Here is a 25,912-nt window from a genome sequence, read left to right as displayed (position 1 = left end):
CTTGTAGTGGACCTTGGGTGTTGTTGTTACGTTTGCCGCTAAGTGGGCGTTAACACCCGTCTGGCCGAGTCACCGGCCGCTTAACTCACGCGTTTTTGTGTCGATTTTTATTGGCAATCTAAATGCCTATAGCGATGAGTTAGCCCCCTTCCCAAGTCCCCACTAAAATTATCTAAGTTAGGCAGCCTTAGGGTCACCCAGCGGGGAAGGCGTTCCGTTTGGGGATAAATAGAGGCACAAGGAATTTTTAGCATGAAGAGACAGTATTATGCCGGTGCGTTGTCCGCATTGAGCCTCTCCCTCCTGCTGATTGGCGCGTCGGCAAATGCCGCCCCGATCACCATGAAGGAAGTGACTGGCGTGGCCGACGCCGGGGTGATTAACGAGCAGCAGATCCTCTATTGGCTGGTGAAGCGCGGTGAGTTGGCCAGTGATGCCAGCGAGGCGGAGAAGCGCGCCGCGATTAAGGCCTACACCCAGCGAGCCAAGGGCTATCAGGAAAAAGGTGGCCAGGTTCAGGCCAAGCTGGAATCTCAGCAGAGTATGCGTCAGAAGGCCCAGCAGAAGGCGCGGGTGATGTCCTTCGTGACGCCCCAGGCCGACGCTGATGTGACTAAGACGGTGAAGGTACTGGGTGTGCTGATCGACTTTCCCGATCTGCCCCACGACAACAACCGCCTGACAGCCGCCGATACGCCCATGTATTACTCGAACTACCCTGTCGCCCACTATCAGGATCTCATGTTTTCGACGACCGGCTTTGCCGGCCCTCAGGGGCAGAACCTGTTGACCGGGTATCAATATTATCAGGCAGAATCTGGCGGAAGCTTCTATTTCACCGGTAAGGTCTATGGCTGGTATACCGCCAACCAAAACGCGGCCTATTACGGGCAGAATGACCCCAACAACGACGATGACGACAAGGCGGTGCCCGAGCTGGTGAAAGAGGCGGTGACCCAGGCGCTGGCCAGCATGACGCCCAGCGAAATCGCCTCGTTCGACGTGGAAGACCCTTATGATCTCGATGGCGACGGCAATCTCAATGAGGCCGACGGCGACATAGACCATGTGATGCTGTTTCACTCCAGCATAGGCGAAGAGGCCGGTGGTGGCGTCTTGGGTGACGATGCCATCTGGTCGCACCGTTACTTTGTCTACGAGGGCAATTCGCCTGGCTATGAGATCCCTGGTACCGGCAAGAAGGTATTTGGTTACACGGTTCAGCCCATAGATGCGGCCGCCGGTGTGGTCGCCCATGAATTTGGTCACGATCTCGGTCTGCCTGACGAGTACGACACCAGCAACAGCGGCGACGGTTCGCCCGTGGGCTCCTGGTCTATCATGTCTGGCGGTAGCTGGACTGGGGATATCCCTGGCAGCCAGCCGACAGGCTTTAGTCCCTATGCTCGCTCTTACCTGCAAAACAAATATAAGGGCAAGTGGATCAACGAGACTCAGGTGGATCTGGCTTCCTTCCCGACGGGTGGTCAGGAGGTACAGCTGGCCGAGGCCGTCAATGCCAACCTGGTGAACCAGATCTCTATTCCTCTGCCTTCGGATAATATTCCCTTCAAGCAGCCCTATGCCGGCAGCTATCAGTACTATTCGGGTCAGGGGAATCTGCTGAGCACTGCGGCCTCCTTTAGCCTGGATTTCCCGGCGAGCAGCAGCCTGACCCTGAAGATGAAGGCGCACTGGAACATAGAGACAGACTATGACTATGTGCAGGTAAAGGTGGGCGATGTGGCCTTAGCCGGTAATCACACCAAGGCCAGCAACATCATCAATAACGCTAAGAACATCATCACAGGCAAGTCTTCTGATGTGGCGGGTGCCGAAGGCGCCGATTCCTGGGTGGAGCTAAGCTTCGACCTCAGTGCCTATGCGGGCAGTAGCGATCGCCAGATCAGCATCGTCTACTTCACCGATGAGGCGGTGGGCGACTATGGTTTCGTGTTCGATGAGCTTAAGGTGCTCGACGGTGAGTCGGTTATCTACAGCGACGGCGCCGAGGAGCCAAATACCATGGCACTCAACGGTGGCTTTGCCCGAATCGATAACACCCGTCCGGGCAAGCCGCGCCGCTACCTGGTGCAGCTACGCAGCTATAACGGCGTCGATGCCGGATTGAAGAGTCATGCCTACGAGCCGGGTGTCTTGCTCTGGCTGGAGAACTTCAACGAGTCTGACAACAACTCCAGCAAGCATCCAGGCAGTGGCCTTATTGGTGTGGTCGACGCCGACCAGGTGCTAATTGGCACCAATGGCACGGCGACCCAGATCCGCGATGCCACCTTTAGCCTGTATAACCAATCCACCTATTTTGGTGATGACCATCTGGCGGGCAACAGCCTGTTTGATGACAGCCAGGATTATAGTGCGCCACTCAAGCCGCAAGCGGGCATCATACTGCCAGAGCTAGGCCTGACCATGGAGGTGGTCACCCAGAGCACGGATTCCAGCAGCGCCAAGGTACGCTTCGAGTATTCGGGCACTGTGACGCCTCCGCCAGCGCCTGGGGCATTGAGCGCCTCTATTGCTAAGACACAAGAGGGTGCGAGCGTCAGCTTCAGCGCCAATGTGACAGGTGGTGACGGCAATTATCAGTATGCCTGGAACTTCGGTGTCAGCGGCGCTGCTAGCACCCTGGCGGCACCAACCTATGTGTATCAGACCTCGGGAAGCTATCAGGTAACCCTGACGGTGACAGATGGCGCCGGTGAGTCGATCACAGCTAACACTCAGGTGACCGTCGTCATCCAGCCGGTGGCGGATTTCAGTTACAAGGCTAGCGATCTGACGGTGACCTTTAGCAACCTGTCCAATCAAGGGGTTGGCTCGCTGAGTTATGCCTGGAACTTCGGCGATGGGCAGACGAGCACGGCCGCCTCGCCGACACACACCTATGGTGCGACGGGTAGCTATACAGTGACTTTGACTGTGACCGATGAGGCCAATAATCAGGCGAGCAAGAGCCTGACGCTGACGGTGACCGCTCCCGTGGTGCAGCCGCCTGTGGTCGAGACCAAGCAGGATTCGGGTGGTGGTAGTCTGGGGTGGATCAGCCTGTCATTGTTGATGCTCCTGGGACTGCGCCGCAGAAGCTAAACAAAAAAACGCCTCATTAAGAGGCGTTTTTTTATGCCAGCCGGTCGATGAGCTGGCGGGCCTTGGGCAGGAAGATTTCGCTGACGATCAGCTGCTGATCCCCATGACTGAAGTAGCGTCTGCGGCCCCATAGGGGATGGTGACTCTCCTGTTCCAGCGAATCGATCAGTTTGGCGAGGGAGTCGCAGGCGGTAAACTCGCCGACCTCTATCTTGCCCGGGGTGAAATCGCCACTGGTGAACAGCAGCTCGCCCAAGGGGCGGGTGCCCAGCGAGAGGAAGTTATCCTGGGCGCTGTCCATCATGGCGCCGGGAACGAGCGTGCGGGCAAATACCCAGGGGATGCCATCGAGACAGAGCAGCACTTCTCTAATCCAGGCTTGCCCTTGGTGGGGCAATTCGCCCGGGAAGGGAGGCAACATGGCCTCGCCTAACACCTTGACCTCAAATTGATTGCAGTGAGACCTGAGTTTTTGGGTTAAACTACCGGAAGCTAATAGCCACTCCCTGAAGGGGCTCGGTGGCAGCTGGGGTATTTGATCCGGTGAATGCCATTGAATGGATTCACCATAGGGGAAGCTTAACCTGGTCACACTCATTAAATTCTCGGTACAATACTCAAAAACGTCAGCAGTTTATCACGACGAGGCTTTGATGTCGGTAATTAAAGCCTTGAGTACTAAAGCATCTAAGTATCGGTGCCGTTAATAAGGTATCGCCTGGCTGAAAAACGAGTGTTGACCATCAAATCATGAACGGAGTATTCGTCTAATATGAAAAAGTTTGCGCTGCTGTGCCTCATGCTAGTGATCAGTGTACTGAGCCTGGGGGCATTTGCCGAAGAGGAAGAGGTGGTCGATACCTACGCCTATTACGGTTTCGAGCCCGATATTGTGACTAACTATATCTCCAATCGTAAGAAGCTGGGCTTTGTGAAGATCAGTGTCGAGCTTATGGTCAAGGTGCCGGAAGATCTGATCGTGCTTGAACATCACGACCCGCTACTGCGCGCCGCCATCATAGAGATCTTAGGGGCGCAGACCGAAGATAAGGTGAAGTCCTTGACCGGCAAGGAGGAGATCCGCCGCGAGTGCTACGATACCCTGAATCGTCTGCTGGAGCAGGAGATAGGCAAGCCGCTTATCGTCAACCTGCTGTTTACTAAATACCTGTACGATTAATGTGTTATGGGCTGCATGCAGAGCGTGCAGCCAGGATCCCCCTGATGACCCCGTCTCGAAAGCCCGCGCATCCCGGCGCCAAGAAAGTTGTTGCTCAAGAGCCGTCTGCTAAGGCCTCAAGGCCAAAGCCTTCGTCTCAAACTAAGCCAAAAGCTAAATCAAAAGCTCAGCCAAAAGCTAAGCCAGAATCGAAACCACAAGCAAAATCACAAGCAAAACTAAAAGCCAAGTCTAAGCCAGCTGAGGGCAAGAGCCAGGGGGCGAGCAAGGGGCTGCACCCCCGCAACCTGCATGGGCAGGGCTATGACTTCGAGGCGCTGATGGATACCACGCCGGAGCTTAAGCCCTTCGTGCGTCCCAATCCCTATGGCAACTTGTCAATCGACTTTGCCGATCCCAGGGCGGTGAAGCTGCTTAATCTGGCGCTGCTCAGATTGCATTATGGATTGAGCTATTGGGATATTCCCGAGGGTTTTCTCTGCCCGCCTATCCCGGGGCGTGTGGACTACCTGCACTACCTGGCGGATCTGCTGGCCGAATCGGCTCCCGGGAGCAAGGGGATGGCCAAGCGCAAGCTGTCTAATGTGACGAGAGCGCCCAAGGGGGAGCGAGTGGTCGCCCTGGATATCGGCACAGGCGCCAATGGCATCTATCCACTGCTGGGGCATCAGGTCTACGGCTGGCGCTTCGTGGCCAGTGATATCGATCCAGTGTCTCTTACGAATGTCGAGCGGATCATTGCAAACAATTCACAGCTGTCGGGCAAGCTAAGCCTACGCCTGCAGTCAGATTCGAAACAGATCTTTACCGGTATTATCAGGGCCGAGGATAGGTTCGATTTGACTCTGTGCAATCCGCCATTTCATGCCTCTCTTGCCGAGGCAAGCCGGGGTAGCGAGCGTAAGCTGAAGAATCTGGCAGCCAACAAGCGAGCCAAGGGACATGAGGTCGCGAAGGGGCAGGAGAAGCTCAACTTCGGCGGCCAGAAGGCTGAGCTCTGGTGTGAAGGGGGCGAGCAGGCCTTCCTCGGCCAGATGATCGGTGAGAGCCGGGAGTTCGGCTCACAGTGTCTCTGGTTTACCTCTCTGGTGTCGAAGAAGGAGAACCTTAAGCCCTGCTATCGTCTGCTGGAGCAGGTGGGCGCCAAGCGGGTAGAGACCCTTGAGATGGCCCAGGGTAATAAGCTGACTCGAGTGCTGGCCTGGACCTTCCTGACGCCAGAGCAGCATAGTCTCTGGGGTCAGTACCGCGTCTAGTACTTCCAGAAGTTAGGGTGGAAAAGCACCGCCACCGTCAGGATCTCCAGACGACCCAGCAGCATGCCGATGGCCAGCGACCACTTGGCGATGTCCGGCAGGCTGGAGAAGTTCCCCGCCGGACCGATCACTGGCCCAAGCCCTGGGCCCACATTGGTCACCGCCGTCACCGCACCGGTAAAGCTGGTGGTCGGGTCGAGTCCGGTAGACACCAAGATCACCGACAAGAGCACTATCACCAGCATAAACAGCAAGATGAAGGTCACCAGGGAGCGCACGATATCTTCTGTGATGGGGCGTCCGTTGTAGCGCTCCTTGAAGATACCGTTAGGGTGGAACTGTTGTTTCAGCTGCTCACGCATGATGGCGATGGCGATCTGGAAACGGAAGATCTTGATCCCCCCAGAGGTAGAACCCGAACAGCTGCCGGCAAACATCAGGAAGAGGAAGGCCACGTTGGCCACCGCGCCCCATGAGGTGTAGTCGGTGAGGCCATAGCCTGTGGTCGTTACCACCGAGACCACGTTAAAGCTGGCCAGGCGCAGTGCGTCGGCCGCGGTCATCTCGTGTCCATGCCAGAGCCAGAAGGCCAGACTGCAGGAGACGAACGCCAGGAAGATGAGGTAGCCCTTCACCTGGGCATCGTTCCAGATCCGCAGCGAACGCTGGGACAGGCTGTGAACAAACATCAGCAGGGGAAGACCGCCGGCCGCCATGAAGATGGTGCCGACCCAGTGGGCGGGCTTGGAGAAGGCCGCCATGGAGCTGTCTGAGGTGGAGTAGCCGCCGGTGGAGAGTGTGGTCATAGCATGGTTGATCGCCTGAAACCAGGTCATCCCCGCCAGGTGGTAGGCCACGCCGCAGCAGACCGTCAGTATGATGTAGACATAGAAGAGGTGCTTGGCCATATCTTGGGTGCGAGGCACCGCCTTATCGCTCCAGTCCGAAGATTCGGTGCGAAACAGCCGCATCCCCCCCACGTTGAGAAACGGCAGAATGGCCACCGCCATCACAATAAAGCCTATCCCCCCCAGCCATTGCAGTAGCGAGCGCCAGATTAGGATGCTGTGATCCATGGTATCCAGGCCGGACAGCACGGTAGAGCCCGTGGTAGTGATCCCCGACATGGTCTCGAAGAAGGCGTCTGTGTAGTTGATGCCGTGATAGAGGGTGAAGGGCATGGCGGCAAACAGGCTGACGATAAACCAAGTCAGGCTGGTGAGCAGAAACATATCGCGGATATTGAGGCGGATATTTTCACTCTGCCCCTGATGCATACAGGCGCTGGCGCAGGTGCCTGTGATCAGCGAGGCGATCATGAAGGCGCCCACCGTCTCCTCACCATAGAGTAGGGCGAAGAGCAGCGGAAAAAACATAAAGGCGGTCAGGGTCGACAGGAACACGCCTAAGATAAAGAGTAGCGGCCGAAAATTTAGCATCGCGATTTAAGTCTTGGCTTCTTGAGTAGCTTAGAAGAAGAATGCACTAGGCTGGAACAGCTTTTCAACTTCACCGATAAATTTCTTGTTCACCAGGAACAAGATCACATGGTCGCCCTGCTCGATGACCGTCTTATCGTGGGCCATCAGTACCTCGTCGTCACGGACGATGGCGCCTATGGTGGTACCGGGTGGCAGCTTGATCTCGCTGATCTGCTTGCCCACCACCTTGGAGGTGCTGGGATCGCCATGGGCGATGGCTTCGATCGCCTCGGCGGCGCCGCGCCGTAGTGAGTAGACGTTACAGATATCCCCCTGACGAATATGGGTCAGCAGCGCCGAGATGGTCGCCTGTTGCGGTGAGATGGCGATATCGATATTGGCCTCCTGGACGATATCCACATAGGCTTCACGCTGGATCAGCACCATCACCTTCTTGGCGCCCATACGCTTGGCCAGCAGGGCGGCCATGATGTTGGCCTCGTCGTCGTTGGTGACCGCGATAAATACGTCGGTCTGGTCGATATGCTCCTCGAGCAGCAGCTCCTGATCTGAGGCGTCACCGCAGAATACCGTGGTATTTTCCAGCTTCTCAGACAGCGCCTCTGCGCGATCCGGTCTGTGCTCGATCAGCTTGACCGCATGATTACGCTGTAGCTGCTTGGCCAGTCCCAGGCCTATGTTACCGCCGCCGGCGATCATGATATTGCGGTAGGAGTTGTCCAGCTTCTGCATCTCACTCATCACGGCGCGCACATGGCGACTGTCGGCGACGAAGAATACCTCGTCGTCCGCCTCAATGATGGTGGTGCCCCGTGGCATGATGGGACGGCCCTGTCTGAAGATGGCCGCCACACGGGTGTCGATGTTAGGCATGTGCTCGCGCAAGGCCGCCAGGGCGTTACCCACTAGCGGGCCGCCATAATAGGCGCGCACCGCCACCAGGCTAAGGCGTCCCTCGGCAAATTCCAGCACCTGCAGGGCGCCTGGGTATTCCACCAAGCGACGTATATAGGCAGTAACCAGCTGCTCGGGGGCGATCAACTCGTCTATGATGAAGCCGCCGCGAGGACGGTTCTCGCTCTGCTTGGTCTCGCTGTCGATAAACAGCTTGTCCCGCAGCGCCAGATACTGCTCCGAACGGATACGGGCGATCTTGGTGGGGGTGCCATAGAGGGAGAAGGCAATTTGGCAGGCCGCCATGTTGCATTCGTCGCTATTGGTTACGGCAATTAACATATCGGCGTCTTCGGCCCCCGCGTCCTTGAGGACACCAGGGTGGGCACCGTGGCCCAGCACTACCCGCAAGTCATACTTGTCTTGCAGCGAGCGCAGCCGGTCGCGGTCATTGTCGACTATGGTGATGTCGTTGTTTTCACCAACCAGGTTTTCGGCTAATGTGCCGCCGACCTGACCCGCACCTAATATGATAATTTTCATAGCCTAACGTTATCCCTTAACCAAGCGAGCGTAGTAAAACCCATCCATATTGTCTTGGCCCGGCGTGATCTGCCAGCCAATGTCATCGCTGTTTTGTTGTTGTGCGATAGGAACCAGGGTTGCGTCTTGGGTTCTCGCTAAGAAAGCCGCGATCTGCTCGGCGTTCTCTTGCGGTAAAATTGAGCATGTAGCATACAGGAGTGTGCCACCGGGTTTAAGCCACTGCCAGCAATGATCCAAAATTTGTGACTGCAATGTGGCTAGCTCTTCGATATCGGCCTGCTTTCGTAGCCATTTGATGTCCGGGTGGCGGCGGATCACGCCGGTGGCCGAACAGGGTGCGTCCAGCAGGATGCGATCGAACTTATCGCCCTGCCACCAGGTGTCTATCTTGGCGGCGTCGCCATGCACCAGCTTGGCCTTGAGGCTTAATCTGTCGAGGTTCTGCTGCACTCGCTCCAGACGCTTGGCGTCGAAGTCTACCGCCACCAGATCTATGCTGGGCTGACTCTCCAGCAGATGACAGCTCTTACCGCCGGGGGCGGCGCAGGCGTCGAGAATCAGTTCATTTGCTTCGGGCGCCAACAGGTTGGCGGCCCATTGCGCCGCGCCATCTTGTACCGAGGCGGCGCCATCGGCAAAACCTGGGAGCAGGCCGACATCTTTCGGGCTATCTAAGAGGATGGCGTCGTCGTTCGCACCCGGTGTCGCCGCTATCTCCTGCTCGTCGAGTAGCGCCAGATATTGCTCTCGGGTCTGGGATAACTGGTTGTTGCGCAGCCACATGGGCGGACGCTGATGGCTCTGGGCGATCACCTCTTGCCAGCTATCTGGATAGGCGGCCTTGAGACGCTTGATCAACCAGGCTGGGGTATTAAAGGCCAGGGTCTCGTTGTCTTCGGGCAGCGGTTTCTGGTTGCGCTGCAGGTTGCGCAGCACGCCGTTGACCACCTTGACCAGCCCCTCAAACTTGAGCTGGCGACAGGCCTCGGCAGTTTCCGAGATCGCCGCATGGCCAGGGATACGGGTAAAATAGAGCTGATAACATCCCACGAGTAGCAGCTGATGTACGATGCGCTGCTTGCCCTTGAGTGGCTTGCTCATGCAGTCGCTCACCAGTTTATCGAGCTGGGGCAGGTGACGCATCACGCCATAGCAGAGTTCGGCCAACAGGGCCTTGTCTTTCCCACTGGTAAGTCTTTGCTGCTGTTCGGGCAGGGCCACGGACAGTGAGACCCCTTTCTCTAATACCTGGAAGACGACTCTGGCCGCGAGGGCTCGCAGGTTCTTCATGCCTGCGCCTCATCTGCTGTGGTGACACCTTGTAATTGGGTGCCCGGGGTAAACCAGTCACCGCGGGCGTTAAGCACGTCGGCCACCGCCATGGCCTTCTTGCCCGGCAGCTGAATGGTTTCGAGCACCAGCGCGCCTTCGCCGGTGGCGACCGCTATGCCCTGCTTGTCGGCGCGGATGATGGTGCCTGGGACCTGTTTAGCCGCCTCGTCTGACACGCTGGCCTGCCATACCTTGATTGCCGCATCCTGATGGGGGAAGTGGCTCGCGGGCCAAGGGTTGAAGGCGCGAACTTCACGCCAAAGCTGCTCGGCCGGTTTGCGCCAGTCGAGCTGCGCCTCCTCTTTGCTCAGCTTTTCGGCGTAGTTGGCCTGGGCTTCATCCTGTGGCTCAGGCGTTAGGCTGCCTTCAGCGAGGCCTTTTAGTGCCTGGATCAGGGCGCTTGGTCCCTGCTCGGCCAGCTTCTCATATAGGCTGGCGGAGGTGTCGCTGTCTTCGATTGGCAGATGGGTCTTCAGCAGCATGTCGCCGGTATCCAGACCTATATCCATCTGCATTATGGTGACGCCGGTTGCCGCGTCGCCGGCCCACAGTGCGCGCTGAATCGGCGCCGCGCCGCGCCAGCGAGGCAGGATGGAACCATGCACATTGATGCAGCCAAGCCTTGGGGTATCCAATACCACCTGAGGCAAGATCAGGCCGTATGCGACCACCACCATGATGTCGGCACCGAGTGAGGCGAGCTCTGCCTGGGCCTCTTCGTTTCTCAGGCTCACGGGTTGGTAGACGGGGATACCATGTTCCAGTGCCAAGGCCTTGACTGGGCTGGCCTGTAGCTTCTTACCACGGCCCGCGGGTCTGTCTGGTTGGGAGTAAACCCCGATAACCTGGTGCTCTGAATCGATTAAGGCTTGTAGATGGCGGGCGGCAAAGTCTGGCGTACCCGCAAAGAGTATCTTGAGTGGTTTCAAATGAGGCTTATCCTTGTTTGGCTTCGAGGCGCGCGGCTTTTTCGAGTTTCTGTTTGATACGCTGACGCTTGAGGGGCGAGAGGTAATCGACAAACAGTTTGCCATTGAGGTGATCAAGCTCATGTTGCAGACAGATGGCGAACAGGCCATCAGCCTCTAAAGTGAACTCGTTGCCATCTCTGTCCAGCGCCTTGATGGTGACAAACTCGGCGCGATCGACCTTAGCGTAGATGCCGGGCACGGAGAGGCAGCCCTCTTCGTTGCAAAAATCGCCATTTTTTTCAATTATCTCTAAATTAATGAAAACCTTAGGGCGTTCTACGTCATCTTGCAGGTCCATAACGATCAACTGATGATGATAATCTACCTGGGTCGCCGCCAGACCAATTCCCTTCTCTTCATACATGGTTTCGAACATATTATCGATTTGTGTCTGAAGCTCAGCGTTAAATTCTGTAATGGGCTTCGCAATCGTGCGTAAGCGCTCATCGGGAAAGCGTAAAACTTTTAGTAAACTCATACATAAACTCTTAACAAGTCTGTCAAATTCGAGACAGTTGGTTATACTGACTTAGGCTAATGGGTTAATTTTAATCCTTAGTGGCATTCAATAACAGTAAAAGCTCTATATAAAGGGCAAACAGCATGGATACCCCCATGAAACGACTAATTTTACTCGGTTTAATGATTTTTAGTAGTTCGTTTGTTGTCGCGGATACCTTGACATTGAAGTCTGGCCATCCCGATTCGTATGTGGTGAAGAAAGGGGATACCCTTTGGGACATCTCAGCCCAATTTCTCAAGGATCCCTGGCGCTGGCCTAAGCTCTGGGGCGCTAACCCACAGATCGCCAACCCTCACCTTATCTATCCCGGAGATAGACTGACCCTGGTCTTTATCGACGGTGAACCCAGATTGGTGGTCAAGCCTCATATTCGTAAGAGTCCCGAAGGACGTGTCCTGCCTAAAGGCGGCGCAATTCCCGCCGTGGATCTCAGCCTGATCCAGCCTTATCTGGTGCAAAACCGAGTCGTCGATGGCGAATGGTTCGATGAGCAGCCTTTGGTCATGGGGGGCGAGAGCGAGTCAAAGCATCATGTGACCGACGATGTTATCTATGTTCAAGGGGAGCTGACTCTTGGTGACAAGTTTGGTGTCTATGCCAAGGGACGCCAGTTTGAAGATGCCGAATCTGGCGATGATCTGGGGCTGGAGGTGATTCTGACCGCCAGTGGCCGCGTCATAGAGTCGGGCCCTGTGTCTAAGGTGCGTTTGCTGAGCAATATGCGCGAGACCAAGGCGGGTTATCGTGTGCTGCCTATCGAAGATGATTCTCTGATGTCAGCGTATTTCATGCCTAAGGCAGCGACGACGCCTGGCACAGTGCTCGCCTCTGAGAAAGATGTGCGCGCCATGGGTAAGTTAGATGTGGTCTATATCGACCGTGGTAGCCAAGACGGCGTCGAGCCTGGCCATGTGTTCTCCATCTTCCGCGATGGCGTCGAGGTGGTGATCGATGGTGACGGCAAGCCGGTACAACCTAAGGATCGCAGCACCTATGAGGAAATGCTGGCCAGTATTTCGTCTGATAATGCCACCAAGATGCCGGATATCTATCGCGGTAAGCTGATGGTATTCAAGGTGTTCGACCGTGTCAGCATGGGGCTTATTCTGATCAACGAGAAGCCCGTGCGCGTCCATGACAAGTTGCTGCAACCGGATACCCTGTTAGCGAGCGAATAGTGCCATCGACGACAAGCTGGTCGACTGGCTAGTTGTTTCTGCAGTACCCGGGTTAGGACCGGCCCGGGTAAAACAATTATTAAACTACATGGATGTAGCAGAGCTCAGGCAAAGGCTGGAGCATGAACCCGATGCCTTACCCCTGCCTGAGCGCCTATTGACGGCTAAGCTGTCCCCCGATTTTTCTTTGGTCGAACAGGCGCTAGCTTGGCAAGATGCCGCGACTCACCATCATATTCTCTGTCCCCAAGATATTCTCTATCCAAGCCTGCTACTGCAGATCAACGATCCGCCGCCGATTCTCTTTGCCAAAGGCGATCCCAACGCCTTGGTGCATCCCTGTATCGCCATGGTGGGTAGCCGCGCCGCGTCTCAGTCGGGATTAGCCGCAAGCTATCAACTGGCCCAGGAGCTTGCCGCGGCCAAGGTGGCGGTGACCAGCGGCATGGCGGCTGGCATAGACGGCGCCGCCCACCAGGGGGTATTAGATGCCGAAGGCGTGACCCTAGCAGTCTTGGGCACAGGCATAGAGGTCGTCTACCCCAAACGTCACAAACCCATCTATGAGAAGATCCAGCAGAGGGGCTGTGTGCTCAGCGAGTTCTGGCCCCAGATTAAACCCTACGTCGGCAATTTTCCTAAGCGTAATCGCATCATCAGCGGACTGTCGCTGGGCGTGCTCGTGGTCGAGGCTGCGCGAAAGAGTGGCTCGCTGATCACCGCGAGATTGGCGCTGGAGCAGGGCCGTGAGGTATTTGCCGTGCCGGGTAATATCTTGGCGGGGGATCATCAGGGCTGTCATGATTTGTTACGAGATGGCGCTAAATTGGTGGAGTGCGCCGCCGATATTATCGAAGAGGTTGCAGCTTTATCAAAATTTCACCTTGAAGAGTTGCATCGTCGTCACCATATAGGGGAGGAGTTAGCTTCTGATTTGCCATTTGCCTCGCTGTTAGCTAGTGTAGGCTATGAGGCCACACCATTAGATGTGGTGGTCGAGCATAGTGGAAAAACGATAGAGCTAGTATTAGAGCAGTTGCTTGAACTTGAACTACAAGGTTGGGTTTCAGCTGTACCCGGTGGTTATATAAGACTTAAGAGGAGCTAGCCATGTTCGATATCCTCATGTATCTATTTGAAAACTATGTGCACAGTGAGGTCGAGTTACTGGTCGATGAAGACGAGTTGACCCAAGAACTGACACGCGCTGGTTTTCATCAATCGGCGATTATCAAGGCCTTGTCCTGGTTAGAACACCTGGCATCGCTACAAGAAAGTGATCAACCCTACCTATGTAATCATGATCAACACTCCTTCCGTATCTATACTCAGGCCGAGATGGAGAAGTTAGATGTCGAGTGTCGTGGTTTCCTGCTCTTCTTAGAACAGATCAAGGTGCTCAATGTCGAGCTGCGCGAGATGGTGATCGATCGCGTGATGGAGCTCGACGAACCTGCTCTGATCCTGGAAGACCTTAAGTGGGTGATCCTCATGGTGTTGTTTAATGTGCCGGGCAACGAGTCTGCCTATGAGCAGATGGAGGATCTGATCTTCGAGCAACCCGATGGTCGGCTACATTCCTAATTGACTCGATTCGGATTTAAAAGAAAGGAGGCCTGAGCCTCCTTTTTTAATGCTTGATTAAAAATGTTGATGGGCCCCATCTAACTTAAGGTGGCTCGGCATCAGATAATCGCGATAGGCGTAACGATTAAGCTTGTTTATCTCGGGCGCCTTATCCGTGTCATGCTCCTCAAATTGGGCAACCTGTTTGGTTAGCCAGTTTGAAAAAGCACTTTGCTGCGCTAAGAGTTGATCGAGCAGCTTCTCATATCCCTCGAAATAATCTGTCTTCAGGTAATGGCTGAGACGCACCAACTCCTCTGGGTGGTGCTCGGCCAGGAAGCGGATGGCCATATAACTCCACTTATAGGTTCTATCCAGGCCATCCTTATATTCGGTGGCGAAGATGGTCTTGAGATCCGGCGCCTCATCGAGTTTAGCCTTGATGACCTTTAGGGTCGATGGATTGTCATTACCCTTGGAAACGTACTCGGCCAGCCCTTCCGACCACCACACCAGCTTGTGCGGAAAATGGCCGAAGCCGCCATATTTCACGAAGCGGCCGTCGAGATAGTGCACATATTCATGATTCAGGTTCCAGATGGCAAACTCAGGCGCGATCCAAAACTGTCGATAGGCGAAGAAGCTGGCCTGATTATCGGGATTTGACGGCGTGCCTTCGATATACATGCCGCCGTTATCCGTGCCTATGTCGAACAGCAGTTGGCCGTAGGCGTTGTATTGGCTCCAATTCTTGAAGGCCACTACCTGCAGCGCGTCATTGTTATCGTTGGCGGTCGGCTGGTGCATCGTCTCGAGCAGCCGATGAAAGTTGGCCTCCTGTGAGGTGAGCTTAGTGCAGCTGGTACTCAGCTCATTAGGGGTGAGATCTTGCGCCAGGATATACAGGCTATCTGAACATTGATGGCGTATGGGTAAGACTTGCGAAAGCTTTGGGATCTGACAGACACTGCTGCGGGCCTTGCAGGCCTCCAGGCCGGCGAAGGCGTTCACATGATAGCCCAAGGTATAGGTGGTCTTGGCAGCCTCGCCACGTTTGGCGACATCCTGCTCGGCGAGTCTTACCATGGCATCGTCCAGTGCCTGTTCGGCCGGGGTGAGCTTGCCCTCTTCTCCGCTGGGGAGTGCTAGGCGATAGAGGCCCAATGCCCAATAGGCATTGGCTCTTGGCCAGTCTTGCTGATCACGCAGGCTTAGTGCAGAGGCGGCAAAGTCGAGCAGGGGCTTATCCAGCTCGGCGGCGATCAACTGCTTATTGAGTGCGCCCTCTGGCTGTTTGCGCGCGACATTGAGCAGCATGCCATAGGCTCTGAGTGTCTCCCACAGGGCATAATCTGCTGCCTGACTAGGCGCTTGCTTTGCGGCATGTTGTAGTTGCCGATCAAGTAGGGGGAGCAAGCTAGCAAGCTGCTCGGCGCGCTGGGCATTGCCTTTGTCATCAATTCCATAGTAACGATACAGGGTTACCGCGAAGTGCTCCTGTAATCTGGGCGCCTGAGCGATCAACTGACTATTACCAAGTCGGCTCAAGGCGTCTGTCAGCGCGGTATATTCGGTATCGGTCAGCTTATCCATAGGGCCGAAATAGCTAAAGGCCCTAAGGTAATAGAGCAGGGCATCTAGGCTCGCCTCATCCTGGCTCTGCATGATGGCTTGTATTGCCTTAGCTAAGCTGGCGGTATCGAGAAAGGGGTTGTTATGGCTGAAGAGCTGCTGTGACGGTAAGGCGCTTAGCTCATTGATAAAGATCGAGTCTATCTGTCTTGGGGTTATCTGTCCTGGTGCAGTGACGCTGCAGCCCACCAAGAGGCTGGGGCCGATGAGCAAGAGGGCGCAGAGGGATTGACGCAACATAGGGTCTCCTTGTTATTTTGCATACAATATATTTAAATCCCACAAAGAAGACTAGCTATAATTAAGTGCACATTCGATTCCCAAGGCGCTGTAGAGCTTGGTAAAATAGCTAGAGTCACCGGCTGTCGAGAAAACCATGTCTAAGATAGATGATCAACTGTTTAGTTCACACGAGCATGCACTGGAGAAAGAGTATGAACTCTGCCCTAAGTGTGGCTGTGAGCTGTCGGTGAAAAACAGTAAGCATGGTGGATTCATCGGCTGCAACAACTACCCCAGCTGTGACTACACCCGGCCCCTGGTGCATCACGAGTCGATCGAGACTCAGGTGATCGAAGGCTCAGAGTGCCCAGAATGTGGCGCCGAGCTGGCAGTAAAGTCGGGTCGTTTCGGTATCTTCATCGGCTGTACCCGCTATCCTGATTGTAAGCATATCGAGAAGCAGGATCAGGAGGACCCCGCCGAGGCCGTCACCTGTCCCAGCTGTCATAAAGGGGTGATGGAGCATAGAACCAGCCGTTTCGGTAAAAGCTTCTACGCCTGTAGTGCCTATCCTAAGTGTAAGTTCTTGGTGAATTACCCGCCCGTGCAGGAAACCTGTCCAGATTGCGGTTTCGGTATCTTAGTCGAGCGCAAGGGCGCAGCCGGCATGCGCCTGGAATGTCCTCAAAAGAGTTGTAAGTATAAGCGTCCGCTATAGGGCCTGTTTATCCTTTGCCGCCATTGTTCGTATTAGCTTTGTCTGTATAATCTCGACCCATAGGGTCAAGTCGACCCGTTGAACACAGAAAGGTAAGGCGACATGTTACAGCAAGATCCCGCTGCCCTGGTTGAAACGGTACTGCAAGGAGGCGTCATAGCCTATCCGACCGAGGCCGTTTATGGGCTGGGTTGTGACCCCGACAACGATGAGGCGATTCAGAAGCTGCTGGATTTAAAGCAGCGTCCATGGCAGAAAGGTTTGATCTTGGTCGCCAGCGATTTCAATCAGTTAACGCCCTATATTGATAGCTCTGTCCTCACTGAGGCGCAGTTGCAGGCTGCTTTCGACAAGTGGCCCGGCCCCTTTACCTTTATCATGCCGAAACGCCCCGGGCTCTCTAGCCTCTTGAGTGGTCAGTTTGACTCCCTCGCCGTGCGCGTCTCCAATCATCCTGGCGTGCAGGCGCTATGTCAGGCGGTGGGTAAGCCCATCGTCTCGACCAGTGCCAACCTGACCGGGGAAGAGCCCGCCTTGACTCCAGAGGAAGTCATACGTCAGTTTGATGGCAAGATAGATGGCCTGGTGGCCGGTAGCCTGGGCGCCGAGCCTAAACCATCGACCATCATAGATGTGATCAGCGGAAAGATTTTACGATAACCATAGCAAGGAATTTTTATGAAGCCTGATGCCACTCAAGTCAAAGCATTCTTACTCGACCTGCAACAAAGGATCTGTGAAGGCCTGGAACAACTCGATGGCGAGGCCAAGTTTGTCGCCGACTCCTGGGAGCGGGAAGAGGGCGGTGGCGGCACCAGCCGCGTATTGACTAAGGGCAAGGTGTTTGAGCAGGCCGGAGTAAACTTTTCCCACGTGACAGGTGCGGCCATGCCGGCATCGGCTACCGCTCACAGACCCGAGCTGGCCGGACGCAGCTTCGAGGCCATGGGCGTCTCCCTGGTGATCCATCCTAACAACCCCTATGTGCCGACGACCCATGCCAACGTACGCTTCTTTATCGCCGAGAAGGAAGGGGCCGATCCCGTCTGGTGGTTTGGCGGCGGCTTCGATCTGACCCCTTACTATCCGTTTGAAGAGGATGTGGTGGCCTGGCATCAGAGTGCCAAGGCATTGTGTGAGCCCTTCGGTGAAGACGTTTACCCTAAATATAAGAAATGGTGCGACGAGTATTTCTTCCTGCCACATCGTAACGAGACCCGTGGTGTCGGCGGCCTCTTCTTCGACGATCTCAACGAGCCAGGATTCGAAAACAGCTTCGCCTTCATGCAGGCGGTGGGCGAAGGCTTCCTGAAGGCCTATGCCCCTATCGTCGAGAAGCGTAAAGAGACGGCATACGGTGAGCGTGAGCGTGATTTCCAGCTCTATCGCCGTGGCCGCTACGTGGAATTTAACCTTGTGTATGACAGAGGCACACTATTTGGCCTGCAGACCGGCGGTCGTACCGAGTCTATCCTGATGTCTATGCCGCCGCTGGTGCGCTGGCAGTATGCCTATACCCCTGAGGCAGGCAGCCCAGAGGCTAAGCTTTACAGCGATTTCCTCAAGCCGAGAGAGTGGTTAGAGGCGTAAGGCATAAGGCGAATAGAAAAACAAAGGGCTCGAATGAGCCCTTTTTTAATCAGGGCAATGGCAATACTTTATTGGTTGCGCATATGGTCGGCGAGCGTCGAGATCGCCTGGTAGATAGCTTCTCTGTGTTGCGGTTCTTTAATCTCTATCGCCAATGCCCGCTGCATGCAGAGTAGCCATTGATCGCGCATCGTCTCGTCTATGCTAAAGGGCATGTGTCTGGCGCGCAGGGCCGGATGCCCATGACGTTGATGAAACAGCTGCGGGCCGCCCAGCCAGCCGCTGAGGAACTCGAACAGCTTCTGTTCCGACTCGGCAATGGGGGATCTATGCATGGCCAGCAAGGCCTGGGTATCCGGGCTGGTCTGCATCTGATGGTAAAACTGCTTGGCAAGCGCGCGGATCACCTTCTCTCCACCAATTTTGTCATAGGCGTTCGATTGCTGAGGATCGCGCTCGGCCGAAGGCTTAGCCATCATCTTTTTTAACCACTTCATCTGACTCTCTCGCGGGCTCTGTTTTACTGGGTCTTGGTATCATGCGGCACACTAGCCGATTCTCCGGTCGCAATCAATCCAAGTTTCCCTGAAGAGATTGCATGCTGGCACCCTTTGCTTCACCGAAAAAGCTCAGTAGACTGAGCGCAATCGAATCAAATAGAGACCATATCCCCATGACGCAGCAGGTGCAAGACAGATACGCCGTATTTGGCCATCCCATAGGGCATAGCAAATCCCCGGCTATTCATCAGGCGTTCGCCAAGTCGACGGGCGAGTCGCTGCAATATGAAGCCATCTTGGCGCCCCTCGATGGTTTCGCCGAGTCTCTGCAAGCTTTCTTCGAACATGGCGGCAAGGGGGCCAACGTGACCCTGCCGTTCAAAGAGCAGGCCTATGCCTTGTGTGATTGCCTGGGTGATGAGGCCAAGCTTGCCGGCGCCGTGAACACCCTCACTCTCCTGGCCGATGGCCGCATCAAGGGTGACAATACCGATGGCTTGGGGCTGGTGGCGGATCTCGAGCGTCACCTTGGTAGCCTGTGCGGTAAGAGTGTCTTGCTCATCGGTGCTGGTGGTGCGGCGCGCGGCGCCATATTGCCGCTACTGAATGCCGGTATCGACTCTTTGACAATACATAACCGTACCCATAGCAAGGCGGAGCAACTGGCCGATGCATTTAAGGCCTATGGTCAGGTGAAGGCTAGTACCTTGGATGAACTGACCCATAGCTTCGATATAGTGATCAACTCAACCTCTGCCAGTTTGAGTGGCGAGTTGCCGAATCTGCCCAAGGCGATTATCGCCGCCCATAGCGTCTGCTACGATATGATGTATGGCCGGGAGCTCACCGCCTTTAATCGCTGGGCCTTAGACCAGGGGGCGAGTCAGACGATCGATGGCCTGGGTATGTTAGTGGGCCAGGCAGCCAAGAGCTTCGCCATCTGGCGCGGTGTCGAGCCCGCCGTCGAGCCTGTACTGGCAAGGCTACGTAGTGAGCTCGCGGCGCAGGTGTAATAAGCACTCATATCGATTGGCAACAGGAGTAATGGGCCATGAATCAAAGCATCATATTTACCGAGCAACTGACCTGGGATGCCCAGCTAAGCGCCATTCATTTTACGGCGCAGCAGCAAGGAATGGTGATCGATTGCTACATAGGGCAAAAGGTGCTGGAGCATCTTGCGGCAGAGAAGATTAACAACAGCGAACAGGCGCTTTCCTTGTTTGAGCAGTTTCGCTTCGATATTGAGGAGCAGGCAGAAAAGTTGATCGAGCAGGAGGCGTTCGACGTTCAGGGGCATATCCAGGTAGAGCGTGTCGATTAATTTGCGCTGCTATCTTTCGCCACTGACTACTTCTAGTCGTCATAAAGGCGCCGAGATATCGACGCCTTTTAAATCCAGGCTTTTTAAGGTTTAGCTAGTTAAGGCCTAACTATGTCCAGCCAGCCGATAAACGTCTAGGTCGGTAAATCCTGTAACGCCTCTTCAATGTATTCGTTCTTCAGGCGGACATAGTTGTCGGCCGATTCGGGGAGGAATTTTATCTCTGCCTCGGTCAGCGCTCTTACCTTCTTAGCTGGACTGCCTACATAGAGGTGGCCACTCTCCAGTGTCTTGCCTGGGGGCACCAAAGAACCCGCGCCTAAGATCACGTCATCTTCTATCACCGCGCCGTCCAGTATGATGGCGCCCATGCCGATAAGGATACGATTACCCACTTGGCAGCCATGCAACATCGCCTTATGGCCTATGGTGACATCGTCGCCGATAAGCAGTGGATGACCCTCGGGGCGGCTGGCCGACTTACGGGTCACATGTAATATGGTGCCATCCTGCACGTTCGAACGTTTACCAATGCGGATATGATTCACATCGCCTCGCGCCGCCACCATGGGCCAGACGCTGGCATCTGTGTCTAATGCAATATCGCCGACGAGTACACAGGCTTCATCAATATACACACTGGCATCAAATTGTGGGCTAACGCCCTTATAGGCACGGATAGATTTTGTCATGGCTAGGTCCTTAAAACGGCCAAATGAGTGAGGGTCACCCAGTATAATGGGGAAAAAGTAGCTAGTCAGGCGAAAAAGCGTGCAAACAATGCAAAAGTAGCACCTTTCTTTAAAAAAGCCCTTGCGTAAAAGTTTCTGCTCCCTATAATGCGCCCCCACTGACACGGCAAACGGCGCTGCTTAGCGACGATAACAGCCTTCAGATGGTCCGAGTGAAAAGTTGAAAAACTTCTTAAAAATCACTTGACGCCAACATCGGGAAGTGTAGAATACGCATCCCTAAGCCAACGGCCCGGCGCCAGCGGCGGTATCAAAATAATGATGCAATGCTCTTTAACAAGATAAAACAAGAAATCTGTGTGGACACTCACAGGTATTGAGTTAATCGAAAACGATTTAAATCTCAATGCAACGATGAGTGTTCATAGCAATATGTACAAACATATAGATGATTCTTCCGAGTCATTTATATGAATCAGAATTCATTGAGTCGTTTGGCGCAAGCCAAACAAAAAAACTTTTAATTGAAGAGTTTGATCATGGCTCAGATTGAACGCTGGCGGCAGGCCTAACACATGCAAGTCGAGCGGTAACAGGAAGAAAGCTTGCTTTCTTTGCTGACGAGCGGCGGACGGGTGAGTAATGCCTAGGGAACTGCCCAGTCGAGGGGGATAACAGTTGGAAACGACTGCTAATACCGCATACGCCCTACGGGGGAAAAGAGGGGATCTTCGGACCTTCTGCGATTGGATGTACCTAGGTGGGATTAGCTAGTAGGTGAGGTAATGGCTCACCTAGGCGACGATCCCTAGCTGTTCTGAGAGGATGATCAGCCACACTGGGACTGAGACACGGCCCAGACTCCTACGGGAGGCAGCAGTGGGGAATATTGCACAATGGGCGCAAGCCTGATGCAGCCATGCCGCGTGTGTGAAGAAGGCCTTCGGGTTGTAAAGCACTTTCAGCGAGGAGGAAAGGTTAACGGTTAATACCCGTTAGCTGTGACGTTACTCGCAGAAGAAGCACCGGCTAACTTCGTGCCAGCAGCCGCGGTAATACGAGGGGTGCAAGCGTTAATCGGAATTACTGGGCGTAAAGCGTACGCAGGCGGTTGATTAAGCGAGATGTGAAAGCCCCGGGCTTAACCTGGGAACTGCATTTCGAACTGGTCAACTAGAGTCTTGTAGAGGGGGGTAGAATTTCAGGTGTAGCGGTGAAATGCGTAGAGATCTGAAGGAATACCGGTGGCGAAGGCGGCCCCCTGGACAAAGACTGACGCTCAGGTACGAAAGCGTGGGGAGCAAACAGGATTAGATACCCTGGTAGTCCACGCCGTAAACGATGTCTACTCGGAATTTGGTGTCTTGAACACTGGGTTCTCAAGCTAACGCATTAAGTAGACCGCCTGGGGAGTACGGCCGCAAGGTTAAAACTCAAATGAATTGACGGGGGCCCGCACAAGCGGTGGAGCATGTGGTTTAATTCGATGCAACGCGAAGAACCTTACCTACTCTTGACATCCAGAGAACTTTTCAGAGATGAATTGGTGCCTTCGGGAACTCTGAGACAGGTGCTGCATGGCTGTCGTCAGCTCGTGTTGTGAAATGTTGGGTTAAGTCCCGCAACGAGCGCAACCCTTATCCTTACTTGCCAGCGGGTAATGCCGGGAACTTTAGGGAGACTGCCGGTGATAAACCGGAGGAAGGTGGGGACGACGTCAAGTCATCATGGCCCTTACGAGTAGGGCTACACACGTGCTACAATGGTCGGTACAGAGGGTTGCGAAGCCGCGAGGTGGAGCTAATCTCACAAAGCCGGTCGTAGTCCGGATTGGAGTCTGCAACTCGACTCCATGAAGTCGGAATCGCTAGTAATCGTGGATCAGAATGCCACGGTGAATACGTTCCCGGGCCTTGTACACACCGCCCGTCACACCATGGGAGTGGGCTGCACCAGAAGTAGATAGCTTAACCTTCGGGAGGGCGTTTACCACGGTGTGGTTCATGACTGGGGTGAAGTCGTAACAAGGTAGCCCTAGGGGAACCTGGGGCTGGATCACCTCCTTACCTATACGATTGACTGATATTTGTTGAGTGTTCACACAGATAACTTGTTCTTGTTAGAGCGAGTGGCACGTCCGAGCGGCGATGCTTGTTCTTTAAAAATTTGGAAAGCTGATAGTAATAACCGAAAGGTTATTGCGAAAAATAATTGAGTTCTCAAAACACACTTTAATCAAGTGACTTGAGTATTCTTTTGGCGAAAGTAGAAACCGTTAGTTGCGATGCAGCTCAGATGAAACTCATTTGGGTTGTATGGTTAAGTGACTAAGCGTATACGGTGGATGCCTTGGCAGTCAGAGGCGATGAAGGACGTAGTAACTTGCGAAAAGCGTTGGCGAGCTAGTAACAAGCATTTGAGCTAACGATGTCCGAATGGGGAAACCCGGCACCATAAGGTGTCATCACTAAGTGAATACATAGCTTAGTGAGGCGAACGAGGGGAACTGAAACATCTAAGTACCCTTAGGAAAAGAAATCAACCGAGATTCCCCTAGTAGCGGCGAGCGAACGGGGATTAGCCCTTAAGCCTAGAGGGTGTTAGTGGAATGTGTTGGAAAGCACAGCGATACAGGGTGATAGCCCCGTACATGAAAACTAACTTTAGGTGAAAACGAGTAGGACGGGACACGTGATATCTTGTTCGAATATGGGGGGACCATCCTCCAAGGCTAAATACTCCTGACTGACCGATAGTGAACCAGTACCGTGAGGGAAAGGCGAAAAGAACCCCTGTGAGGGGAGTGAAATAGAACCTGAAACCGTATACGTACAAGCAGTGGGAGCGGTTCTTGAGACCGTGACTGCGTACCTTTTGTATAATGGGTCAGCGACTTACATTTTGTAGCGAGGTTAAGCGAATAGCGGAGCCGTAGGGAAACCGAGTGTTAACTGCGCGTTTAGTTGCAAGGTGTAGACCCGAAACCCGGTGATCTAGCCATGGGCAGGTTGAAGGTTGAGTAACATCAACTGGAGGACCGAACACACGTATGTTGAAAAATGCGGTGATGACTTGTGGCTGGGGGTGAAAGGCCAATCAAACCGGGAGATATCTGGTTCTCCTCGAAAGCTATTTAGGTAGCGCCTCGAGCGAATACCATTGGGGGTAGAGCACTGTTAAGGCTAGGGGGTCATCCCGACTTACCAACCCTTTGCAAACTCCGAATACCAATGAGTACTACTCGGGAGACACACGGCGGGTGCTAACGTCCGTCGTGAAAAGGGAAACAACCCAGACCATCAGCTAAGGTCCCAAAGTTATTGCTAAGTGGGAAACGATGTGGGAAGGCTTAGACAGCTAGGATGTTGGCTTAGAAGCAGCCATCATTTAAAGAAAGCGTAATAGCTCACTAGTCGAGTCGGCCTGCGCGGAAGATATAACGGGGCTAAGCAATACACCGAAGCTATGGGTACTAGCGCTTGCGCTGGTGCGGTAGAGGAGCGTTCTGTAAGCCGTTGAAGGTGAAGGGGTAACCCACGCTGGAGGTATCAGAAGTGCGAATGCTGACATGAGTAACGATAAAGGGGGTGAAAAACCTCCTCGCCGAAAGACCAAGGGTTCCTGTCCAACGTTAATCGGGGCAGGGTGAGTCGACCCCTAAGGCGAGGCCGAAAGGCGTAGTCGATGGGAAACGGGTTAATATTCCCGTACTTCTGCTAACTGCGATGGAGAGACGGAGAAGGCTAGGCTAGCGCGGCGTTGGTTGTCCGCGTTTAAGGCTGTAGGTAGGGTACTTAGGCAAATCCGGGTACCTAATACTGAGAGTTGATGACGAGTCACTACGGTGATGAAGTAGTTGATGCCATGCTTCCAGGAAAATCTTCTAAGCTTCAGGTTAGTAGGAATCGTACCCCAAACCGACACAGGTGGTCGGGTAGAGAATACCAAGGCGCTTGAGAGAACTCGGCTGAAGGAACTAGGCAAAATGGTACCGTAACTTCGGGAGAAGGTACGCTCCTGTTGGTGATGAGACTTGCTCTCTAAGCTGACGGGAGTCGCAGATACCAGGTGGCTGCAACTGTTTATCAAAAACACAGCACTGTGCAAAATCGCAAGATGACGTATACGGTGTGACGCCTGCCCGGTGCCGGAAGGTTAATTGATTGGGTTATCTTCGGAGAAGCTCATGATCGAAGCCCCGGTAAACGGCGGCCGTAACTATAACGGTCCTAAGGTAGCGAAATTCCTTGTCGGGTAAGTTCCGACCTGCACGAATGGCGTAATGATGGCCACGCTGTCTCCAGCCGAGACTCAGTGAAGTTGAAATTGCGGTGAAGATGCCGTATACCCGCGGCTAGACGGAAAGACCCCGTGAACCTTTACTATAGCTTGGCACTGAACATTGACCCTACATGTGTAGGATAGGTGGGAGACTTTGAAGCGGGAACGCCAGTTCTCGTGGAGTCATCCTTGAAATACCACCCTTGTAGTGTTGATGTTCTAACTCTGGCCCCTGAATCGGGGTTGAGGACAGTGCCTGGTGGGTAGTTTGACTGGGGCGGTCTCCTCCCAAAGAGTAACGGAGGAGCACGAAGGTTGGCTAAGTACGGTCGGACATCGTACGGTTAGTGCAATGGCATAAGCCAGCTTAACTGCGAGACATACACGTCGAGCAGGTGCGAAAGCAGGTCATAGTGATCCGGTGGTTCTGAATGGAAGGGCCATCGCTCAACGGATAAAAGGTACTCCGGGGATAACAGGCTGATACCGCCCAAGAGTTCATATCGACGGCGGTGTTTGGCACCTCGATGTCGGCTCATCACATCCTGGGGCTGAAGTCGGTCCCAAGGGTATGGCTGTTCGCCATTTAAAGTGGTACGCGAGCTGGGTTCAGAACGTCGTGAGACAGTTCGGTCCCTATCTGCCGTGGGCGTTGGATGATTGAAGGGAGCTGCTCCTAGTACGAGAGGACCGGAGTGGACGAACCGCTGGTGTTCGGGTTGTCATGCCAATGGCATTGCCCGGTAGCTACGTTCGGAATCGATAACCGCTGAAAGCATCTAAGCGGGAAGCGAGCCCTAAGATGAGTCATCCCTAGACCTTTAAGGTCTCTAAAGAGCCGTCCGAGACTAGGACGTTGATAGGCAGGGTGTGTAAGCGTTGTGAGGCGTTGAGCTAACCTGTACTAATGACTCGTGAGGCTTAACCATACAACCCAAAAGGGTTTCGTACGATGGT

The 25,912-nt window shown here is 54.3% G+C and carries 20 protein-coding genes and 2 rRNA genes; 13 read left to right on the top strand and 9 right to left on the bottom strand.

Annotation, left to right across the window (positions count from 1 at the left end; genetic code table 11):
- Positions 1-252 precede the first annotated feature (252 nt).
- Positions 253-3,108 carry an immune inhibitor A domain-containing protein gene (locus tag K0I63_RS19410; RefSeq protein WP_220082090.1) on the top strand — a complete coding sequence of 952 codons (2,856 nt, stop codon included), beginning with the start codon at positions 253-255 and terminating at the stop codon, positions 3,106-3,108.
- A 31-nt stretch (positions 3,109-3,139) separates the two neighbouring features.
- On the opposite strand, the gene K0I63_RS19405 is transcribed toward K0I63_RS19410, so the two are convergent.
- Positions 3,140-3,706: a chorismate--pyruvate lyase family protein gene (locus K0I63_RS19405; RefSeq protein WP_220079456.1), complete on the bottom strand. Its 567-nt coding sequence runs from the start codon at positions 3,704-3,706 to the stop codon at positions 3,140-3,142.
- Positions 3,707-3,880: 174 nt separating this feature from the next.
- On the opposite strand from K0I63_RS19405, the gene K0I63_RS19400 reads away from it, so the two are divergent.
- Both K0I63_RS19400 and rlmF read left to right on the top strand, forming a co-directional pair.
- Entirely contained in the window at positions 3,881-4,288 is a 408-nt protein-coding gene (locus tag K0I63_RS19400; protein WP_220082089.1) for a flagellar basal body-associated protein FliL, read from the top strand.
- A gap of 44 nt (positions 4,289-4,332) precedes the next feature.
- A complete protein-coding gene (gene rlmF / locus K0I63_RS19395) occupies positions 4,333-5,544 on the top strand; it encodes a 23S rRNA (adenine(1618)-N(6))-methyltransferase RlmF (protein ID WP_220082088.1) in 1,212 nt (403 codons plus the stop codon).
- On the opposite strand, the gene K0I63_RS19390 is transcribed toward rlmF, so the two are convergent.
- The 5 genes from K0I63_RS19390 to def are packed head-to-tail and all read right to left on the bottom strand — an operon-like array spanning position 5,541 to position 11,207.
- On the bottom strand, positions 5,541-6,983 hold the full coding sequence (locus K0I63_RS19390) for a TrkH family potassium uptake protein (protein WP_011867534.1): 1,443 nt from the start codon (positions 6,981-6,983) through the stop codon (positions 5,541-5,543). The genes rlmF and K0I63_RS19390 overlap by 4 nt on opposite strands.
- Before the next feature lie 30 nt (positions 6,984-7,013).
- Positions 7,014-8,423 carry a Trk system potassium transporter TrkA gene (gene trkA, locus K0I63_RS19385; RefSeq protein ID WP_220079453.1) on the bottom strand — a complete coding sequence of 470 codons (1,410 nt, stop codon included), beginning with the start codon at positions 8,421-8,423 and terminating at the stop codon, positions 7,014-7,016.
- 9 nt (positions 8,424-8,432) lie between these two features.
- Entirely contained in the window at positions 8,433-9,716 is a 1,284-nt protein-coding gene (gene rsmB, locus K0I63_RS19380) for a 16S rRNA (cytosine(967)-C(5))-methyltransferase RsmB (protein WP_220082087.1), read from the bottom strand.
- Entirely contained in the window at positions 9,713-10,687 is a 975-nt protein-coding gene (gene fmt / locus K0I63_RS19375; protein ID WP_220082086.1) for a methionyl-tRNA formyltransferase, read from the bottom strand. The genes rsmB and fmt overlap by 4 nt, the downstream gene beginning before the upstream one ends.
- A 7-nt stretch (positions 10,688-10,694) precedes the next feature.
- Complete coding sequence (def, locus tag K0I63_RS19370; protein ID WP_220082085.1) at positions 10,695-11,207, bottom strand: peptide deformylase; 513 nt, start codon at positions 11,205-11,207, stop codon at positions 10,695-10,697.
- Between the two features lie 125 nt (positions 11,208-11,332).
- On the opposite strand from def, the gene K0I63_RS19365 reads away from it, so the two are divergent.
- The 3 genes from K0I63_RS19365 (at position 11,333) to K0I63_RS19355 (ending at position 14,014) form a co-directional block, all read left to right on the top strand.
- Positions 11,333-12,430, top strand: a complete 1,098-nt coding sequence (locus K0I63_RS19365) for a LysM peptidoglycan-binding domain-containing protein (protein WP_220082084.1) — start codon at positions 11,333-11,335, stop codon at positions 12,428-12,430.
- A gap of 88 nt (positions 12,431-12,518) precedes the next feature.
- Positions 12,519-13,538, top strand: coding sequence for a DNA-processing protein DprA (gene dprA, locus K0I63_RS19360; RefSeq protein ID WP_220082083.1), 1,020 nt, complete (start codon positions 12,519-12,521; stop codon positions 13,536-13,538).
- A 2-nt stretch (positions 13,539-13,540) separates the two neighbouring features.
- Entirely contained in the window at positions 13,541-14,014 is a 474-nt protein-coding gene (locus tag K0I63_RS19355) for a DUF494 family protein (protein WP_011867527.1), read from the top strand.
- 57 nt (positions 14,015-14,071) lie between these two features.
- Here K0I63_RS19355 and K0I63_RS19350 read toward each other — a convergent pair whose 3' ends face one another.
- Positions 14,072-15,868 (bottom strand): collagenase, encoded by a 1,797-nt coding sequence (locus tag K0I63_RS19350; RefSeq protein WP_220082082.1) that lies wholly within the window; start codon positions 15,866-15,868, stop codon positions 14,072-14,074.
- Between the two features lie 136 nt (positions 15,869-16,004).
- On the opposite strand from K0I63_RS19350, the gene K0I63_RS19345 reads away from it, so the two are divergent.
- From K0I63_RS19345 to hemF, 3 genes are all read left to right on the top strand, one after another.
- Entirely contained in the window at positions 16,005-16,568 is a 564-nt protein-coding gene (locus K0I63_RS19345; RefSeq protein WP_220082081.1) for a DNA topoisomerase family protein, read from the top strand.
- 102 nt (positions 16,569-16,670) lie between these two features.
- On the top strand, positions 16,671-17,228 hold the full coding sequence (gene tsaC / locus K0I63_RS19340) for an L-threonylcarbamoyladenylate synthase type 1 TsaC (RefSeq protein ID WP_220082080.1): 558 nt from the start codon (positions 16,671-16,673) through the stop codon (positions 17,226-17,228).
- An 18-nt stretch (positions 17,229-17,246) separates the two neighbouring features.
- Positions 17,247-18,158 (top strand): oxygen-dependent coproporphyrinogen oxidase, encoded by a 912-nt coding sequence (gene hemF / locus K0I63_RS19335; protein WP_011867523.1) that lies wholly within the window; start codon positions 17,247-17,249, stop codon positions 18,156-18,158.
- Between the two features lie 68 nt (positions 18,159-18,226).
- Here the strand turns inward: hemF and K0I63_RS19330 are convergent, their stop codons facing one another.
- Positions 18,227-18,655, bottom strand: coding sequence for a group II truncated hemoglobin (locus K0I63_RS19330; protein WP_220043711.1), 429 nt, complete (start codon positions 18,653-18,655; stop codon positions 18,227-18,229).
- 176 nt (positions 18,656-18,831) lie between these two features.
- On the opposite strand from K0I63_RS19330, the gene aroE reads away from it, so the two are divergent.
- Both aroE and K0I63_RS19320 read left to right on the top strand, forming a co-directional pair.
- Positions 18,832-19,671 carry a shikimate dehydrogenase gene (aroE, locus tag K0I63_RS19325; protein ID WP_258406909.1) on the top strand — a complete coding sequence of 280 codons (840 nt, stop codon included), beginning with the start codon at positions 18,832-18,834 and terminating at the stop codon, positions 19,669-19,671.
- Positions 19,672-19,709: 38 nt separating this feature from the next.
- Entirely contained in the window at positions 19,710-19,982 is a 273-nt protein-coding gene (locus K0I63_RS19320; RefSeq protein WP_220043710.1) for a DUF1488 family protein, read from the top strand.
- A gap of 134 nt (positions 19,983-20,116) precedes the next feature.
- On the opposite strand, the gene K0I63_RS19315 is transcribed toward K0I63_RS19320, so the two are convergent.
- Entirely contained in the window at positions 20,117-20,674 is a 558-nt protein-coding gene (locus K0I63_RS19315) for a gamma carbonic anhydrase family protein (RefSeq protein ID WP_011867519.1), read from the bottom strand.
- A 521-nt stretch (positions 20,675-21,195) separates the two neighbouring features.
- On the opposite strand from K0I63_RS19315, the gene K0I63_RS19310 reads away from it, so the two are divergent.
- Positions 21,196-22,740 (top strand): 16S ribosomal RNA (locus K0I63_RS19310).
- A gap of 251 nt (positions 22,741-22,991) precedes the next feature.
- Positions 22,992-25,884, top strand: a 23S ribosomal RNA gene (locus tag K0I63_RS19305).
- The 16S and 23S rRNA genes sit together here, the layout of an rRNA operon.
- The last annotated feature ends 28 nt before the right edge of the window (positions 25,885-25,912 follow it).

Origin of the sequence: Shewanella rhizosphaerae, assembly GCF_019457655.1 — a bacterium.
GTDB lineage: Bacteria > Pseudomonadota > Gammaproteobacteria > Enterobacterales > Shewanellaceae > Shewanella > Shewanella loihica.
This window is presented reverse-complemented; position numbering and strand designations above follow the sequence as displayed.

What these genes read in the sequence shown, in the direction of transcription:
- K0I63_RS19410 (WP_220082090.1), top strand. Translation starts at nt 253, where the DNA reads ATGAAGAGACAGTATTATGCCGGTGCGTTGTCCGCATTGAGCCTCTCC.
- K0I63_RS19405 (WP_220079456.1), bottom strand. Translation starts at nt 3,706, where the DNA reads ATGAGTGTGACCAGGTTAAGCTTCCCCTATGGTGAATCCATTCAATGG.
- K0I63_RS19400 (WP_220082089.1), top strand. Translation starts at nt 3,881, where the DNA reads ATGAAAAAGTTTGCGCTGCTGTGCCTCATGCTAGTGATCAGTGTACTG.
- rlmF (WP_220082088.1), top strand. Translation starts at nt 4,333, where the DNA reads ATGACCCCGTCTCGAAAGCCCGCGCATCCCGGCGCCAAGAAAGTTGTT.
- K0I63_RS19390 (WP_011867534.1), bottom strand. Translation starts at nt 6,983, where the DNA reads ATGCTAAATTTTCGGCCGCTACTCTTTATCTTAGGCGTGTTCCTGTCG.
- trkA (WP_220079453.1), bottom strand. Translation starts at nt 8,423, where the DNA reads ATGAAAATTATCATATTAGGTGCGGGTCAGGTCGGCGGCACATTAGCC.
- rsmB (WP_220082087.1), bottom strand. Translation starts at nt 9,716, where the DNA reads ATGAAGAACCTGCGAGCCCTCGCGGCCAGAGTCGTCTTCCAGGTATTA.
- def (WP_220082085.1), bottom strand. Translation starts at nt 11,207, where the DNA reads ATGAGTTTACTAAAAGTTTTACGCTTTCCCGATGAGCGCTTACGCACG.
- K0I63_RS19365 (WP_220082084.1), top strand. Translation starts at nt 11,333, where the DNA reads ATGGATACCCCCATGAAACGACTAATTTTACTCGGTTTAATGATTTTT.
- dprA (WP_220082083.1), top strand. Translation starts at nt 12,519, where the DNA reads ATGGATGTAGCAGAGCTCAGGCAAAGGCTGGAGCATGAACCCGATGCC.
- K0I63_RS19355 (WP_011867527.1), top strand. Translation starts at nt 13,541, where the DNA reads ATGTTCGATATCCTCATGTATCTATTTGAAAACTATGTGCACAGTGAG.
- K0I63_RS19350 (WP_220082082.1), bottom strand. Translation starts at nt 15,868, where the DNA reads ATGTTGCGTCAATCCCTCTGCGCCCTCTTGCTCATCGGCCCCAGCCTC.
- K0I63_RS19345 (WP_220082081.1), top strand. Translation starts at nt 16,005, where the DNA reads ATGTCTAAGATAGATGATCAACTGTTTAGTTCACACGAGCATGCACTG.
- tsaC (WP_220082080.1), top strand. Translation starts at nt 16,671, where the DNA reads ATGTTACAGCAAGATCCCGCTGCCCTGGTTGAAACGGTACTGCAAGGA.
- hemF (WP_011867523.1), top strand. Translation starts at nt 17,247, where the DNA reads ATGAAGCCTGATGCCACTCAAGTCAAAGCATTCTTACTCGACCTGCAA.
- K0I63_RS19330 (WP_220043711.1), bottom strand. Translation starts at nt 18,655, where the DNA reads ATGAAGTGGTTAAAAAAGATGATGGCTAAGCCTTCGGCCGAGCGCGAT.
- aroE (WP_258406909.1), top strand. Translation starts at nt 18,832, where the DNA reads ATGACGCAGCAGGTGCAAGACAGATACGCCGTATTTGGCCATCCCATA.
- K0I63_RS19320 (WP_220043710.1), top strand. Translation starts at nt 19,710, where the DNA reads ATGAATCAAAGCATCATATTTACCGAGCAACTGACCTGGGATGCCCAG.
- K0I63_RS19315 (WP_011867519.1), bottom strand. Translation starts at nt 20,674, where the DNA reads ATGACAAAATCTATCCGTGCCTATAAGGGCGTTAGCCCACAATTTGAT.